This window comes from Butyrivibrio sp. MC2021 (genome assembly GCF_000621605.1).
In the GTDB taxonomy this organism is placed as follows: Bacteria; Bacillota; Clostridia; order Lachnospirales; family Lachnospiraceae; genus Butyrivibrio.
This window is the reverse complement of the sequence record NZ_JHXX01000001.1, coordinates 218,038-234,971: the sequence shown is the minus strand read 5'-3', so window position 1 is coordinate 234,971 and position 16,934 is coordinate 218,038. Positions and strand designations below refer to the sequence as shown.

Below are 16,934 nucleotides of genomic sequence, written 5' to 3'. Positions count from 1 at the left end.
CAAAAAAACTAAATATTATTAAAAGTGAAGCTTGCGGGTAACCGTAACAGCCAGTGCGCCCGGTCCGATATGGCAAGCAACTGATAAGGAAAGAGGATCCATATGGATATCAAATCCCGGGAATGCTGCTTCCACTTCCTTTTTCCATTCATTAGCAGCCTCAAGATCCTTGGTATATGCACTGGCAATATAGAAATCCTTGGCATCCATTCCACCGAAACGGTTCTCAATATCTGCCTTGATGGCATTGATCATAATACTCTTACCCTGAGATGATGTTCTTGCCTTGGCAAAAGCATCAAGCTTCTCACCCTGGATCTGAAGAACGGGCTTAAGTCTCAAAAGAGTTCCAAGCGCAGCTGCGGCAGGAGTGATTCTTCCGCCCTTTTTAAGGTAATAAAGAGTATCAAGCATGATATAAATACTTGACTCGAATTTATTGGCCATGAGCTTCTCGACAATTGTTTCTGCAGGAAGACCTGCATCAGCCATAGCCTTGGCATCGAGAGCTGACTGTCTCTGAGTAACAGAGATTCTCTGATTATCAATTACAAAAACCTTGCCTTCGTATTCTTCGTTGGCAATCATGGTAGCGCTCTGGCAGGAACCTGAAAGGCCGCTACTCATGGGAATATATATAATCTGGTCATAATCCTGCAAAACCTTATCCCAGAGAGTCATTAATGAATCCGGTGAAGGCTGGCTGGTAGAAACATTCGCATCTCCGGCCAATTTATCATAAAATTGCTCCTGTGTAAGGTTAATATCCTCATAATAGTCCTCTTCATTGATCATGAAGGGCATAGGAACAACAAATAAGCCCAGCTCCTTGGCCTGTGCCTGAGTTACTCCACTGTTACTATCTGTGATTATTGCAATCTTAGACATATCAGAATTCTCCCCTATCAGCAAATGCTGACAATTCTCCTATATTTTAACTATAAACTAAAATATATCTTACTTTTAAAGGGTTGCAAAGTCAACCAAATTTGCAGATTTTGTGGTCAAAACGTTCCTAAGTACACTATATTGTATTGAAGAAAGTTCCGGATCTTCGTTTAAAATTCTGTCGGCATCCATAGCAGACTCTTTAACCAGATCACTGTCATGATAAATATCTCCAACCCTGAAATTGAGTTCACCGCTCTGCCTTACTCCAAAGAGATCTCCGGGCCCCCTCTGTTTCAGATCTTCTTCTGCGATCTTGAATCCGTCATTGGTCTTGTTCATGGTATCAAGACGTTCTTTTGCCTCATCGGATTCAGAAGTATTGAGGAAGATACAATAGGACTGTGCATCTCCTCGTCCTACACGGCCTCTGAGCTGATGAAGCTGTGAAAGACCGAATCTCTCTGAGTTCTCGATCATCATCACAGTGGCATTGGGAACATTGATGCCTACTTCTATAACAGTAGTAGAGACAAGGACATCTATATCCTTTCGGGCAAAAGCATCCATTATCCGGTCTTTCTGGTCAGGCTTCATTTTGCCGTGGAGCATCTCTACTCTAACGGAAGGTGGAAGATTTTCCCTTAGTTTTTCGCTGTAGTCGGTGACATTTTCCACGCCGTCCAGTTCTCCCTCCTCAACCATAGGACAGATAACGTAAGCCTGGTGGCCCATGGCAACCTGATCAGCTATAAATTTGTAGGCTTTTGGCCTGTAATCGGTGCCCACCACACAGTTCTTAATAGGAAGTCTGCCCATAGGCAGTTCATCCACTATGGAAATATGAAGATCCCCATAAAGGATAATGGCCAGAGTTCTGGGGATCGGCGTAGCGCTCATGGCAAGAACATGGGTGTTCATCCCCTTTCCGGCAAGGGACTCTCTCTGCCTAACCCCAAAACGATGCTGCTCATCGGTAACAACCAGAGCCAGGTTCTTATACTCCACCTTTGCCTGAATAAGAGCATTGGTGCCGATTATACAGTTGACCTCTCCTTCTTTTATCTGTCTCTGGGCTTCTTTTTTGTCCTTGGCGGAAAGTGAGCCCGTAAGAAGAACAGGTTTAAGATTGTCTATATTATATTTTTTGATAAGCCCCATAAAACTTTCGTAATGCTGGGCAGCAAGAACTTCTGTCGGTGCCATAAGAGCCCCCTGATAGCCGTTGGAAGCCGTCATAAGAAGTGCCAGCATAGCAAGAACAGTTTTACCCGAGCCAACATCACCCTGGATAAGGCGGTTCATCACACTTTTGCCTGTAATGTCAGCCTTAATATCCTCCCAGGCTCTCTCCTGGGCTCCTGTAAGTTTATATGGTAGCTTCTCCAGAAACCTTGTTGTATCTGAAGTCTCTATCATAGGATATGCATTGGGAATATCCTCCTGATTAGCCTTCAGTAGACGAAGCTGTAATACGAATAGCAAAAATTCATTATAAGCAAGCCTTCTTCTGGCATCCTCAAGGCTCTTTTCATTCTTTGGAAAGTGAATATTATAGACAGCCTGAGAAAATGAAACCAGGCTAAGCCTTCCAAGAATGTCTGCCGGAACAAATTCTTCAAATTCGCCGGCGCTTTTAAATGCCGCACTTACAGCCTTGGAAACTGTGTTGTTGGAAAGCCCTTTTACGAGAGGATATCTGGGTTGCAAGGTTCCCAATAAAGCAGCGTATTCCACATCCTTATATATTTTGGGTTGGTCCATCTCAAGGAAACTTCCCTTTTTCTGAACCATACCTCTGAATATATGAGTAGTTCCTGATTTCAAGGAACTCATAAGGTAGGGAGAGTTAAAATAAGCCATTCTGAGCTTACCGGTCTGATCTGCAGCCTCAAAGGCAATAATGGAAAGATTCCTTACTCGTCGCAAAGTAACTCTTCCAATTATTGTCAGTTTGACAGCATTGATCTCTCCGGGCCTGACATCACAGGCTCTTACAGGAGTCTTATAGTGATCATAGCCCCTTGGATAATATGTAAGAAGGTCATCTATGGTCCTGACGCCGCACTTTTCGAAAAGCTTTGCAGTTTTATCCCCGATTCCTTTTATGCCTGTAACTGATTCCTGTCGCTCTCTTTTTCCCACCTTGAAACCTCTTTTGTAATTCCTGTAATAAAGTAATAGCCGGGATAAATCCCGGCTAAATATCTCATATGATTACTCTGCTGAAACAATGTAATAGTAGATAGGCTGTCCGCCATACTGAAGCTCAACGTCACATCCAGGGAAGCTGTCGCTGATCTTCTGTCTAAGATTCTCAGCCTCGCTCTCTTCCACATCCTCTCCGTAATAAACGCTTATGAGCTCAAGCTCATCGCTCATCATCTTGGAAAGCATATCGAAGGTAACATCAGCTATCTCGCCGCCAACCGCAAGAATACCGGCATCACCGATGCCCATGTAGTCGCCCTGCTTGATCTGTACATCATCGATCACTGTATCTCTAACAGCGTAGGTAACTTCACCTGTATTAACAGTAGAAAGTGACTCAGTCATAGCAGCAACGCTGTCCTCAACGCTTGCACCAGGAACATAATTGATAAGTGCTGTGATACCCTGAGGAACAGTCTTTGAAGGTACTACTACGATCTTCTTGTTGTCATCATTGTCCTCAGACATGATTGCTGCCTGATTAGCTGCAAGGATAATGTTCTTATTATTAGGAAGAACGATAACTGTATCAGCGTTAACCTTCTCAACAGCATCAAGAATATCAGCTGTAGAAGGGTTCATGGTCTGACCACCCTCGATAACATAGTCAACACCAAGGCCTCTGAAGATCTCAGCCAGTCCGCTTCCTGCGCAAACAGTAACAAATCCGACTTCTTTATGAGGCATCTCGGGCTCTGCCTGTACTTCTACGGCCATCTCAACCTTATCTCCGAGAGGAATATCGTCTCCGGGAAGGTATGTGGGAGTGAGTTCTGCGGCACCATTGATCTCTGTCTTGATCTCAGCCCAGGAACCGTCGTTATTTTCATGGAAGAGCTTCTCACGATGCTCCATCCTCATATTGTCAATCTTCATATTAGAGAGCTGACCATACATAAGAGCTCTCTGGATTGCAAGTCCGGGATCATTGGAATGAACATGTACCTTACAGATTTCGTCATCCGCAACCATAACAATGCTGTCACCGATTGATTCAAGGAAAGCCTTGAAATCTATCTCCTGCTTAACATTAAGAGGTTTGGATAAAAGAACGATGAACTCAGTACAATAACCGAATTTAATATCCTCTTCCTGAACCGCATTCTCTTTATTCTTAGATACAGGTGTTACTGACTCTTCTGAAATAGTAAGGTTGATCTCTTTACCCAGGAATCCGTCAAAAGCACCCTTAAGTACCTGAACAAGTCCCTGTCCGCCTGAATCTACAACGCCGGCCTGCTTAAGTACAGGAAGCATATCAGGAGTCTTGGCAAGAACTTCATCTGCATATTTAATAACTTCTTCGCAGAAACGCTCAACATCATCACAGCCTTCTACTGAAAGCTCATGGGCCTTCTCTGCAGTGCCCTTGGCTACTGTAAGGATTGTACCTTCCTTGGGCTTCATAACAGCCTTATAAGCAGTCTCAACAGCCTTGTCAAAAGCCTCCGAAAGAATTGTAACATTAAGCTGATCGTGCTCTTTTACAATCTTGGTAAATCCTCTGAGAAGCTGTGAAAGAATAACGCCTGAGTTACCTCTTGCGCCTCTGAGGGACCCTGAAGAAATGGCCTTACAAATAGCCTGCATGTCTGCGTTATCACCAAGATTGCTAACTTCTTTGGCTGCTGACATGATGGTCATTGTCATATTGGTTCCGGTATCTCCGTCAGGAACAGGGAACACGTTAAGCTCGTTGATCCACTCTTTTTTGGCCTCAAGATTCTTGGCACCGGTCAAGAACATCTTGGCCATCATCTTAGCGTCAATACTATTATTACTCAAAACTATCTTCCTCCAAATCAGTCTATCACGCGGACGCCTTCGATGTAGATATTGATCTTCTCGATTTCAAGCCCGGTAAATTCCTCTACTTTATATTTAACCGTATCAATAAGGTTGTTTGAAACAGCTGAAATACTTACGCCATAAGCAACGATAACATGGAAATCAAGCTTCAGCTTGTTATCGTCATCCAAAGTTACATTAATTCCTCTTGTCATGGAATCAAGTTTAAGCAGGCTGACAAGTCCGTCCTTGACATTTACATTGGCCATACCTACGATTCCAAAGCACTCCATAGCAACCGCACCGGCATACTGGGCAATGACTTCATTATCAATAGAAATATTTCCCATGTGAGTGTTCATTAGAGAAGCCTTCATATTTGTCCTCCTTAAAATGTGCGATAATATACTGCCTTTTTCGCATACATATAGTATTATAATAGCAGTTTTATAAAAAATAAACTATATTTTTTGCAGATTTTACTTGCAATCCAAATCCTTTTCTGCTAAGATATCAATGTTGCGGATAAATCTGCAATAATTTTGCTGTAAGAAACAGATTACATGGCTTATAAGGAGGTGTCAAAATGGCTAAATGTGATATTTGTGGCAAGGGCGTTCATTTCGGTAACAACGTAAGCCATTCCCATAGAAGATCTAACAGAGTTTGGAAGTCAAACGTTCAGCACGTTGCTGTTAAAGTTAACGGATCAACTCAGAGATTACACGTTTGCACAAGCTGCCTTAGATCTAACAAAGTCGAAAGAGCTTAATCAAAACAAAAAGAAACTACCTGATTTATGTCAGGTAGTTTTTTTATTGCTTTTTTAGATTGAAAAAGCAAAAAGCGCCAGCTTTGAAACAATAAGTTCTCTTATAATGATCCCGTACTCTTCTTTGTGTTCCACAGGGATCCTGACCAATTCCTGGATGGTGTAGATCTTCTCTTTAAATCCCTTCTCTTTTTTGAAAGGATCCTTATACTGAGATACTCTTACTCTGCTCTTTAGCTGTTTAAGTATCTCATAGTCAAAGGTATCATCTGTGAGATAATAAAAATGACTCTCTAAGGTAGTATCAAGATCAACTTCATCTTTCATATATTTGGAAATAATAGTCTTAAACTTAAACGGAACCATTTCATTATCCAGAAGTTCCAGATAATTGTATCTGGCTCCGAAATAATATCTTTCTATATCCTGCATGTAGTATTTAAAATCGTCTTCGTTAACAATATTATTCATAGATCAGTCTTTTTTCTCTCCGCTGTCAAGATCTTCGATATTATCTGCGCTGAACTTAATGGCTGTACGGATCTTATCCTCATCCCAGCCTGTCTCCTCCATAAGCTCTGCCACAGTTACCTTACGTCTTAAGTCCTCTGCAAGTTCTCTGGCCTTATCGGCAACTTCATTTACAAGCTCAAGAACCTTCTGGCTTCCTGCATCAGCGGCAAGATTGTCCTCGATCAGATTCTCCATGGCATCCAGCATCATTTTATAAAGAAAGCTCTCAACTTCTGCAGGTTCGCCCACAGCATCAAGCATGGTAACACCCTTGGTCAGGGCAAAATTGCCCTCTCCGATAAGATCCTCAAGAAAAACGCCCTGTTCAGAATACATACGGGCAACATCAACCACAAGAGGGAGATAATTCTCAATAAGCCTGGACTGAGCATTCTTATCTCCTGCTATAGCTGACATGGAAATAGCTTCGAGTTCGCCATCAGTCAGCTTTGGGAGATCTTTTAAACTCTCGAGATAGTCATTGAGATAGTTGGTCTCTTCCTCTGTGAGATTCTCATCTGTAAAAACAGCCTGTTCATCAACACCGATGTTATGGTTCTTAAGGTAATCGTAAACCATCTCCATCTGCTTTTCGTCAAGGTCAAGCTCAGAAAAAGCGGTATTGACCTGGTCCTTGGTGATAAAGTTCTTATTCTCTCTTGCTGTTCTTGTGACCTGCTTTAAAATAGCCGCAAACTCAGCCTCTTTATTATTAATATTTCCCATTATCTCTCAAATTCTCCGATTGTTTATTTTATATGCTGGTGTGTAAAAAGGTGCTCCTGGCAATATTCATAGTTGCCGTTACATTTTGAACAGAATCTGAATTCCAGTTCCGGATTGGTCTCTTCTGTTCTGCCGCAAACTGCGCATTTATGTCTTGTAATTCCTCTGGGGGCCATCTTCACATTTCTGCTGAAATCATGTCTTCTCTTAACATCCTTGGGTTTGAACCTGGATAATCTTCCGGTCTGCACATAAAAGAGGAACAGATTAAGGAGCTGCGATCCGATTGCAAAGAATACGCAGAAATTTCCTACCATAAGTCCTTGCAAACATGAATATAACAAAATTACACCATAAGCTATTCCAAGCCATTTTACCTTGATTGGAATAATAAACATCAAAAGAATCTGAACTTCAGGATAACAAATAGCAAAAGCGAGAAATACCATCTGCTGCAGATAATAAGTGCTGAAAACACTGGCATAATCAGTAACAATCTGAGCTGCATTCTCCGGATCAACAAGAAGAAAGGTTCCATAAGCAAGAAATGCACCGATAATCATAAGGATCATTCCTCCAAATACAAAGACATTGTATCTGAAGGTTCCCATGGTCCTCTCCATGTTATTACCTACAAAATAATAAAAGATCAGTGTAATAATAGTTAGAATACTGACCCCCGTAGGCGGAATAAGAACCCAGGATACAAGACGCCATATCTGTCCCTTAAATATCAGTATTGGATTCAGCGTAAGAAGCGGGATCATGTTGTATCTGATGGAAACCAGCTCTAATACATAGCCGATAACATAGAGCCCGATAATGTACATTGTAAGATTGGGAATGGCATATCTGCCGAAATTCCTCTCAAGTTTATTCATAAAACTGTTCATCTCATTACCTCGTATTACTTAAAAATTCTGGCAAAAACCGAAACCATTTCTTTTATATCATAGGGCTTCGAGAAATAAAAAGGTGTATGAATATCACCAAAGGTTTCGCTGTTTTCATCTGCATTTACTGATGTTATGGCAACAATAGGAATATTGGCCTTCTCATCATTATAAAGATGTCTAATCTTGTCAATAGCCTCGAAATCAGCTTTTTTACAATGCTCCGTATCCATAATTATTGCATCAAAGTATCCTCCGGGCGCTGCTTCCAGCTTCTCAAAGGCATCTTCTCCGTCGTTGGCGCATTGAATCTCAAAACCGAATTTCTTGAGGATCTTGCCGGTAACCATCTTGTTCTGTATTGAATCTTCTACTATAAGAAGCCTCTTCCCCTTGAAAACAGGTGATGCTATCTTATCCTCAATCTGAATCTGACCACTTTCAAGTCTGCTCATATTGAGGATATTATTGATAACTGCGCCAAGTTCATTGGTATAGGAATCCATGCCATCAAGATAATCTTTGATTTTATCGGAATCCTTTGTTCTCTTGGCAACATCAATAAGTTCAGAAAGGCCTCTCAGAGGATCACTCATATAGTTGGCCATTTTATTCACAAATACAAATTTCTGATGGTTGGCCTTTTCCAGTTCTATCTGGAGCTTTTCTTTTTCTGCGATCCTTTTTTTGCTAAGTCTTATGTCTCTGATAAGTCCAAGCATGATACTAAAGGCAATGGCAAAAACAAGGATGTAAATAACCCAATAGTATTTTTTGATGATATCCTTAAGTGTTATTGTATTAAGGCTCTGATTATACCTGAAAACCATGTTCTGGGCATAGTCCTGTCCAATAACATTTATTCCGCGGTTAAGCAGCATAAGCAGACCGTTATTACCGATTTTTACTCCGAAACAACTGTCATCCTTGTAACTGAGCTGAATGAAGGAAAGGTCTTCATTATCAAAGCTCTTAATTACAGAACTGGTCCTTAATCCGTTAAGAGTTGTATAAGAAACTTCTCCGTCGGAAACAGCTTTAAGGCAGTCCGTAAGAGTCTGATACTCTTTGACCGTTGAATTTGGATAATTATTTTTGATGTAATAATACTGAAGCTTATTCTTTTCGTTAACAGCAAACTCTATGGAACCATCATCCGGACGTTTTTCATTATAAACAAGATCCGTCACTGCCGATATAACAGGCTCAGTTATCAGGATTCCATCCTCTTCGGAGTAAAAAAGTCCGCCGCCCACAGGAAAAGCAACATCAATCTCCCCGTTACCGATAGCACTGATCATCTCACCATAGCTGTTGTAGGATTTATACACAAAACTCAATGAGTTGATACCCAGTTGCTTGAAAAGATAAGGAAAAATATCTGCAATAATTCCGGTAGGTTTCCCGTTTTCATCAGTATCGCTGTAAGGAAGATAATCATTCAGATATCCAATGATGATCCTCTTGTTATTGGCAAGCCATTCAACCTCTGATTTATTAAATGCTCTACTGGTCAGCGTTGATGAATAGTACTTGTTACGAAGGCTGCCGATATAATCAGGATTATCAGCATAAAGCTGATTCTGTGCTTCGTTTAGCTTTCTCAAAAGATCCGGTCTGTTCTTATTTACACAGAGATAGTAATCATTTTCACCGAAAGAATAAAGAACTTCCGCATGATGCCTGTCATAGATTCCGTCAGCTTCTGCAGCGATAACATCCACTTCTTTTCTGTCAAAAGCAGATAGAAGCCTCTCATAATCATTGTAAGCAATGATCTTGGCATTGATCTTTTTGTCATCCAGAAAGCCCTTAATAATATCTACAATAGCAGAATTGAGAACACCTATTGTTCTTCCGGTAAGAGTCCTTGAATCTAGGGTTATGGATTCATCGTCATCATGTTTTACCAGGAAATAGTTCTCAAAGCCCATGGGCCTTGCTGGATAATAAATAAGAGAAGAACGATCATGGGTATAGGCAAGACCTGCAACCAGATCCACTTCTCCTGCAAGAAGCATATTGTAAATAGTTACGAAATCCCCATAGACATATTCATAATTCCATCCGGTATATTCAGCCAACTTACGATAATATTCATAGGCATAGCCCTTTTTTACAGCCCCTTCGTAAGCACCATCTTCAAATACTTCATTCTGATAGTATCCAACCTTAACAGTCTTGGGCACATTTTCAGGTGCAGCATCTACGGACAGTGCGAAAAAATCAGTGCAAAAGGCCACACACAAAAGTATTATAGAAAAATAATACCTAAACTTTTTCAACATTTTAAATTTTCCCCTCACAAAACTTTACCTTCCCATCATACCACATTTTAGATTTTGTGCAATTTATGTTCATTGATTTTTAATGTTCCCTGCATTATAATCATATAGATTGTCATTTTTGACCTTATTATTTCTTATTATAAGGTTAAACTTAAATATGAGGTTTAATATGATTTCAAAGGATTACACATTAGGTATTGATATCGGATCAACAACTGTCAAAATTGCGCTTCTTGACAGCAACAGAAACATTGTTTTTTCCGACTACAAAAGACATTTTGCCAACATTCAGGAGACTCTGGCAGAGCTTTTACAGGAAGCCGGCAAGGTTTCAGGCAATATTATTCTGCACCCTGTAATAACAGGTTCCGGCGGACTGACATTGGCCAAGCACCTTGAAGTGCCTTTTGTTCAGGAGGTTATCGCAGTTTCTACTTCTCTTAAAGTTCTGGCTCCCAAAACTGACGTTGCCATCGAGCTTGGTGGAGAAGATGCCAAGATAATCTATTTTGAAGGCGGCAATGTTGAACAGCGTATGAACGGTATCTGTGCCGGTGGTACAGGTTCATTTATAGATCAGATGGCAGCTCTTTTGCAGACTGATGCATCCGGTCTTAATGAGTATGCCAAAAATTATAATTCTTTATATACCATCGCCGCTCGCTGCGGTGTATTTGCCAAGTCTGATATTCAGCCCCTTATCAATGAAGGTGCCACCAAGGAAGATCTGGCAGCATCAATTTTCCAGGCTGTTGTTAATCAGACTATTTCAGGTCTTGCCTGCGGTAAGCCTATCAGAGGACATATTGCTTTCCTTGGTGGTCCTCTCCACTTCCTTGATCAGCTCAAGGCTGCATTTATCAGAACTCTCAATCTCGATGAGGAGCACACAATTGACACCGACAACTCTCATCTTTTTGCAGCTATCGGTTCTGCCCTTAACGCCAAGGAAGAAACCAGCTACAGCATGGATGAGATGATCGGCAAGCTCTCTCACAAAATCGTGATGGATGCTGAGGTTTCAAGACTTGATCCTCTTTTTGTAAATGAGGATGATTATAACAATTTCAAGACAAGACAGTCCCAGTACAAGGTCAAGACCAAAAAGCTTGATGACTACAAGGGCAATGCTTTCCTTGGAATAGACGCCGGTTCCACCACTACAAAGTGCGCTCTTATCAGTGAAGACGGTGATCTTCTCTACTCCTTCTATTCAAGCAACAACGGAAGCCCTTTAAAGACTGCTATCTCTTCTATTCAGGAGATTTATAAGCTGATGCCCGAAGGAGTCAGAATTGCCAGAGCCTGCTCAACCGGTTACGGCGAAGCCCTTCTTAAGTCAGCTCTTGTGCTTGATGACGGAGAAGTTGAGACCATCGCCCACTACAATGCAGCAGCATTCTTTGACCCTGAGGTTGACTGCATCCTTGATATCGGCGGCCAGGACATGAAATGTATCCATATTAAGAACGGCTCTGTTGACTCTGTTCAGCTCAACGAAGCCTGCTCTTCAGGATGCGGTTCCTTTATAGAAACCTTTGCCAAGTCTTTGGACTACTCTGTACAGGACTTTGCCAAGGTTGCTCTCTATGCTAAGTCCCCTGTGGATCTTGGCACAAGATGTACAGTATTTATGAATTCAAGAGTAAAACAGGCCCAGAAGGAAGGCGCCGATGTGGCTGATATTTCTTCAGGACTTGCTTATTCAGTAATCAAAAACGCTCTCTTTAAGGTTATCAAGGTATCAGATGCCAAAGATCTTGGTGAGCACATAGTTGTTCAGGGTGGTACTTTCTACAATGATGCGGTTCTCAGAGCCTTCGAGATCATCTCCGGAGCTGAGGCAATCCGTCCTGACATCGCAGGAATCATGGGCGCTTTCGGTGCTGCTCTCATTGCAAGAGACAGATTCAGCGAAACCGATGATTACAAGACAACAATGCTCTCCATTGACCAGATCAATGCCCTTGAGTATACAACCAGCATGACAACCTGCCAGGGCTGCACCAACCACTGCAGACTCACAGTTAACAAATTCACCGGTGGTCGTCAGCACATTTCAGGAAACAGATGTGAAAGAGGTATCGGTAAGGTTAAGAATGCCGACAATATCCCTAACCTCTTTGATTATAAGTATAAGAGAATATTCGGTTATGAGCCTCTTTCCGCCGATAAGGCCTACAGAGGTACAGTTGGTATACCAAGAGTTCTTAATTTCTACGAGAACTATCCTTTCTGGTTTACCTTCTTTACAAAACTCGGATACAGAGTTGTGCTTTCACCCAGATCAACTCATCAGATCTATGAGCTCGGAATCGAATCCATTCCCAGTGAATCTGAGTGCTATCCTGCCAAGATCTCACACGGACATGTGGAATGGCTTATCAGACAGAATGTTGATTTTATCTTCTATCCCGGTCTTTTCTATGAGCGCGAAGAGGTAGAAGGTGCAACCAACCATTATAACTGCCCTATTGTTACATCATATTCTGAGAATATTAAGAACAATGTTGAGTCGATCACTGACGGCAAGGCCAAGCTTCGCAATCCTTTCATGGCCTTCACAAGTCTCGACACAGCTACCAAGGCTTTGGTAAAAGAGTTCGCAGAAATCCCTGCGGATCAGGTCATCAAGGCAGCTAAAGACGGCTGGGATGAAATGGCTAAGGCAAGACAGGATATTCGCGACAAGGGTGAAGAAACCCTTAAATGGATGGAGGAAAATGGCAGACACGGTATCGTCCTTGCAGGAAGACCTTATCACGTGGATCCCGAGATCAACCACGGTATCCCTGACATGATCTGTTCCTACGGTGTTGCAGTCCTTACAGAGGATTCCGTTTCACACCTTGGAAATCCTGAGAGACCTCTTATAGTATCAGACCAGTGGATGTATCACTCAAGACTTTATGCCGCTGCAAGCTTTGTAAGAACCAGAGAAGATCTGGATCTCATCCAGCTTAACTCCTTCGGCTGCGGTCTTGATGCTGTAACCACAGATCAGGTCAATGATATCCTTTCTGGCTCCGACAAGATCTATACCTGCCTTAAGATCGACGAAGTTAATAATCTTGGCAGCGCAAGAATTCGAGTTCGTTCTCTTCTTGCAGCCATCAGAGTTCGTAAACAGAAGAACAAAGTGAGACATATCAATTCCAGTGCCAATAACAGAGTACTTTTCACAGAGGATATGAGAAAGAACTACACTCTTCTCTGCCCTCAGATGTCTCCTATTCACTTTGATATTTTAGAGCCCGCCTTTGCAGCCTGCGGTTACAATTTTGTAGTAATGCAGAATGACAACAGACATGCCATCGACATGGGACTTAAGTACGTAAATAATGATGCATGCTATCCTTCCCTCTGGGTTGTTGGTCAGATCATGGATGAGCTTCTTTCAGGCAAATATGATCTTAATCGCACCGCTGTCATCATGTCCCAGACCGGAGGCGGATGCCGTGCTACCAACTATGTGGGATTCATCAGAAGAGCACTTAAGAAAGCCGGCATGGAGCAGATTCCTGTTGTTTCTCTTAACCTTTCCAAGCTTGAGAGTAACCCCGGATTCCATATCAACTTTGAGATGCTTGAAAGAGCTGCTTACGGAGCTATCTTCGGTGATGTATTCATGAGATGCGTATACCGCATGAGACCTTACGAGAAGGTTAAGGGTTCTGTAGATGCCTGCCATGAGAAATGGATGGGTCCTGTAAAGGAATTCGTTACAGCCAAGCATATGAGTTTCTTCAAGTTCCAGAAGCTTTGCAAAGAGATCATCGAGGACTTTGATAAGATCGAAATCACAGATGAGATCAAGCCCAGAGTCGGAGTTGTCGGAGAAATCCTTGTAAAATTCGCTCCCGCTGCCAATAACCATCTGGTAGAACTTCTTGAGGCAGAAGGCGCCGAGGCCGTAGTTCCCGATCTTATAGACTTCATGCTCTATTGCTTCTACAACCAGATTTATAAGGCAAAAGAGCTGGGAACAAGCGCCAAGACCGCTACTCTTATGAAGGCTGCCATCTGGGCTATTGAAAAGCTTAGAAGCGGCGCAACCAAGGCCTTTGAAAAGAGTGAGCACTTTGATCCTCCAACAAGCATCTACAAACTTGTAGAGTATGCTGAGCCTATCGTTTCCATCGGAAATCAGACCGGTGAAGGATGGTTCCTTACAGGTGAGATGGTAGAACTTATCAAGGAAGGTGCAAGTAACATCGTTTGTACACAGCCTTTCGGTTGTCTTCCAAATCACGTTGTAGGAAAAGGTGTTATCAAGCAGATGCGTCATATGTATCCCGGCTGCAACATTGTAGCTATAGATTATGATCCGGGTGCATCTGAGGTTAACCAGCTCAATCGTATTAAGCTAATGCTCTCTACCGCACAGAAGAACGTTGATACAATAAAAGAAGCAATATAATAAAAAGGCCGGCTGCAAATAGCAGTCGGCCAGTTTTTTGAATAAAAATTATGAAGTTATTTGAGTTTGGCATTGAGCTTTTCAATAGCATCCTGATGACGCTGAACAGCGAATTCAGCGGATTTGATCTTAAGCTCTGTAGCCATGCGCTTTTTGTGGATCTCGTTACTCTTTACATAGTAATCGAACACAGCCTCGTCGTCCACTTCCAGGAACTTATCGGCAATGCATCCCGGAAGAACGAACTTCTTAACGACATCCGCAAACTTAACTTCTATATACTTACCGTCCTGTGTGACGATCTCACCCTCTCCAAACTTCTTATGCTTTACCTTGAGCTTCAGAGCAGATTTATCACCAAGATCCGCATCTTCCTTATCCAGGTTTGACAGATCTTCTGAAAGACGAGCCTGCTCCTGCTTCAATTCCTCTATCTGCTTGGCATTTTCTTCAAGCATTTCTTTTGTCTTCTTAGTAGGTTTTTTCTTTAATTCCGTTGTCTTTTCTTCAACCTCTTCATTTTCCATATCAAGTGGCATAAGTGAGTCTCCTTTTAAAAAAGTTAACGACTTAACATATATATTTTAACTTATTTTAAAGAAAATTACAACTCTGTGGTGACTCCCGGCTTACATTCGATAGTTTTCTTATCCACCTCAAGGAAAACGCTGACAGCGCTGGGATTATAGGCAAAATCCCCATTGACGGACACCTGCATTCTGCCTGCAGCGTCCAGATAATCAACAATCTCGATATTGGTGGCATACCAGATATCTCCTCTGCCGCCCATATCCTTGGCAAAATCTTCGATGACATTCCAGTTATTGTTTACTTCAAATTCATAACTGTGCCCCCAAAGATAAAACATATACATATATTGAGATTTAGAAAGAGAAACGAACTGCTTTTTCAGATCCTCAAGTCCCTGATAATCATGATGACATGTAGGATGCCATCTGAGATAATGCTCCGGCATGCTAAAATCCCCGGTGGATCTGACAGTCCTTGCATACCTTATGCCGCAGGCCTTAAGAGCATCCACCACCTCATCGCTGTAGGAGCCGTTGGGATAAGCGCTGCCCCTTACAGTATAGCCCATGACTTTCTCCAGAGCACTTCTGTCCTCTATGATCTGACGAACCATCTGCTCCTTGGGGCTTCTTGCTATCGTGGGATGAGTAACAGTGTGAACAGCAACTTCATGCCCCTTATACAGCTCTTTATATTCAGACATGGGAATTCTTTCCTTGTAATACTCCTTAAAATGCTGATCTATAAGGCCTGAATTAACATTGAAAGTAGCCTTGAGACCATATCTGTTGAGTATTTCAACAAGTCTTCTGTCTTCTATTTTGCCGTCGTCATAGCTAAGAGTGAGAACCTTATATTTCCCACCGGGAAACTGAGTGTATATATTTCGCAGTTTATCTCCCATTGTGTACCTCAATCTTTCTCAGATCTTCTTTGTCAGTGTCTTAGCCGCAAGTTTTCTCTTATCCTCATCAAGGATCTGTCCCCACTTGTAAGGGGTATTCTGATATACGTAATAGTTGAGCCAGTTGGAATAAAGATTATTGGCATGGCCTCTCCAGAGAAGATCAGGCTTTCTGTCAGGATCATTATCCGGATAATAGTTCTCCGGGATATGAATATCAAGGCCCTTACCAAGATCTCTCTTGTATTCTGAATCAAGGGTGAGTCTGTCGTATTCCGCATGTCCCATAACGAAGATCTGGCTTCCAGACTTATTCATGCAAAGGAATACTCCTGCAATATCTGATTCCGCCAGAACCACAAGATCCTCGCAGGCATGAATGGCATCGGCAGGTGTTGCCGTATGTCTTGAATGAGGCATCATGAAAACATCATCAAAACCTCTTACAAGAGGAACCTTCCTGTTCATAACCCTGTGCTGGAAAATGCCGAAAAGCTTCTCATCCAGCGGCTGCTTATTTATTCCGTAATGATAATATATTCCGGCCTGGGCACCCCAGCAGATATGAAAAGTGGATGTGACATTAGTCTTGGTCCATTCAAAGACTCTGCAAAGCTCATCCCAGTAGTCTACCTGCTCGAAATCCATCTGCTCTACAGGAGCACCGGTAATTATCATTCCGTCATAGGTATTATCCTTAAGCTCATCAAAAGTATTATAAAATCTGTTCAGATGGTTAGGTGATGTATTTGATGAATGATGTGAACTCATCTGCATAAAAGATACATCCATCTGCAGCGGAGTATTTGACATGGATCTAAGGAGCTGAAGTTCAGTGTCCTCCTTAAGGGGCATCAGATTGAGAATGCAGATCTGCAGGGATCTGATATCCTGATGCATAGCCCTGTTTTCATCCACCACAAATATATTCTCGCGCTCGAGTATTTCTCTTGCAGGCAGGTCATTTTGTATCTTAATAGGCATTTGTAATATATCTCCT

13 protein-coding genes are annotated in these 16,934 nt (G+C 42.1%); 2 read left to right on the top strand and 11 right to left on the bottom strand.

What is annotated here, in order from left to right; genetic code table 11:
- Positions 1-18: 18 nt before the first annotated feature.
- From T359_RS0100950 to T359_RS0100935, 4 genes are all read right to left on the bottom strand, one after another.
- Entirely contained in the window at positions 19-888 is an 870-nt protein-coding gene (locus tag T359_RS0100950) for a DegV family protein (RefSeq protein WP_026515844.1), read from the bottom strand.
- A 75-nt stretch (positions 889-963) separates the two neighbouring features.
- The gene (gene recG / locus T359_RS0100945) at positions 964-3,033 is read right to left on the bottom strand and encodes an ATP-dependent DNA helicase RecG (protein WP_026515843.1); all 2,070 of its coding nucleotides are present in this window, start codon (positions 3,031-3,033) and stop codon (positions 964-966) included.
- Between the two features lie 72 nt (positions 3,034-3,105).
- Entirely contained in the window at positions 3,106-4,884 is a 1,779-nt protein-coding gene (locus T359_RS0100940; RefSeq protein WP_026515842.1) for a DAK2 domain-containing protein, read from the bottom strand.
- Positions 4,885-4,901: 17 nt separating this feature from the next.
- Positions 4,902-5,264 (bottom strand): Asp23/Gls24 family envelope stress response protein, encoded by a 363-nt coding sequence (locus T359_RS0100935; protein ID WP_026515841.1) that lies wholly within the window; start codon positions 5,262-5,264, stop codon positions 4,902-4,904.
- Positions 5,265-5,473: 209 nt separating this feature from the next.
- On the opposite strand from T359_RS0100935, the gene rpmB reads away from it, so the two are divergent.
- Positions 5,474-5,659 carry a 50S ribosomal protein L28 gene (gene rpmB / locus T359_RS22005; RefSeq protein ID WP_081795292.1) on the top strand — a complete coding sequence of 62 codons (186 nt, stop codon included), beginning with the start codon at positions 5,474-5,476 and terminating at the stop codon, positions 5,657-5,659.
- Between the two features lie 54 nt (positions 5,660-5,713).
- Here the strand turns inward: rpmB and T359_RS0100930 are convergent, their stop codons facing one another.
- From T359_RS0100930 to T359_RS0100915, 4 genes are read right to left on the bottom strand one after another with little or no spacing between them, the layout of a single operon-like run.
- Positions 5,714-6,130 (bottom strand): hypothetical protein, encoded by a 417-nt coding sequence (locus T359_RS0100930; RefSeq protein WP_026515840.1) that lies wholly within the window; start codon positions 6,128-6,130, stop codon positions 5,714-5,716.
- Between the two features lie 3 nt (positions 6,131-6,133).
- Positions 6,134-6,898 carry an RNA polymerase sigma factor region1.1 domain-containing protein gene (locus T359_RS0100925; protein ID WP_035783434.1) on the bottom strand — a complete coding sequence of 255 codons (765 nt, stop codon included), beginning with the start codon at positions 6,896-6,898 and terminating at the stop codon, positions 6,134-6,136.
- A gap of 23 nt (positions 6,899-6,921) precedes the next feature.
- Positions 6,922-7,791, bottom strand: coding sequence for a hypothetical protein (locus T359_RS0100920; protein WP_026515838.1), 870 nt, complete (start codon positions 7,789-7,791; stop codon positions 6,922-6,924).
- A 14-nt stretch (positions 7,792-7,805) separates the two neighbouring features.
- Positions 7,806-10,079: a transporter substrate-binding domain-containing protein gene (locus T359_RS0100915; RefSeq protein ID WP_026515837.1), complete on the bottom strand. Its 2,274-nt coding sequence runs from the start codon at positions 10,077-10,079 to the stop codon at positions 7,806-7,808.
- Positions 10,080-10,248: 169 nt separating this feature from the next.
- On the opposite strand from T359_RS0100915, the gene T359_RS0100910 reads away from it, so the two are divergent.
- Entirely contained in the window at positions 10,249-14,499 is a 4,251-nt protein-coding gene (locus T359_RS0100910; RefSeq protein ID WP_026515836.1) for a 2-hydroxyacyl-CoA dehydratase, read from the top strand.
- 56 nt (positions 14,500-14,555) lie between these two features.
- Here the strand turns inward: T359_RS0100910 and T359_RS0100905 are convergent, their stop codons facing one another.
- From T359_RS0100905 to metA, 3 genes are all read right to left on the bottom strand, one after another.
- On the bottom strand, positions 14,556-15,038 hold the full coding sequence (locus tag T359_RS0100905; protein WP_026515835.1) for a hypothetical protein: 483 nt from the start codon (positions 15,036-15,038) through the stop codon (positions 14,556-14,558).
- Between the two features lie 65 nt (positions 15,039-15,103).
- Positions 15,104-15,934 (bottom strand): polysaccharide deacetylase family protein, encoded by an 831-nt coding sequence (locus T359_RS0100900; RefSeq protein WP_035783432.1) that lies wholly within the window; start codon positions 15,932-15,934, stop codon positions 15,104-15,106.
- A gap of 18 nt (positions 15,935-15,952) precedes the next feature.
- Entirely contained in the window at positions 15,953-16,918 is a 966-nt protein-coding gene (gene metA, locus T359_RS0100895) for a homoserine O-acetyltransferase MetA (protein WP_026515833.1), read from the bottom strand.
- Between the last annotated feature and the right edge of the window lie 16 nt (positions 16,919-16,934).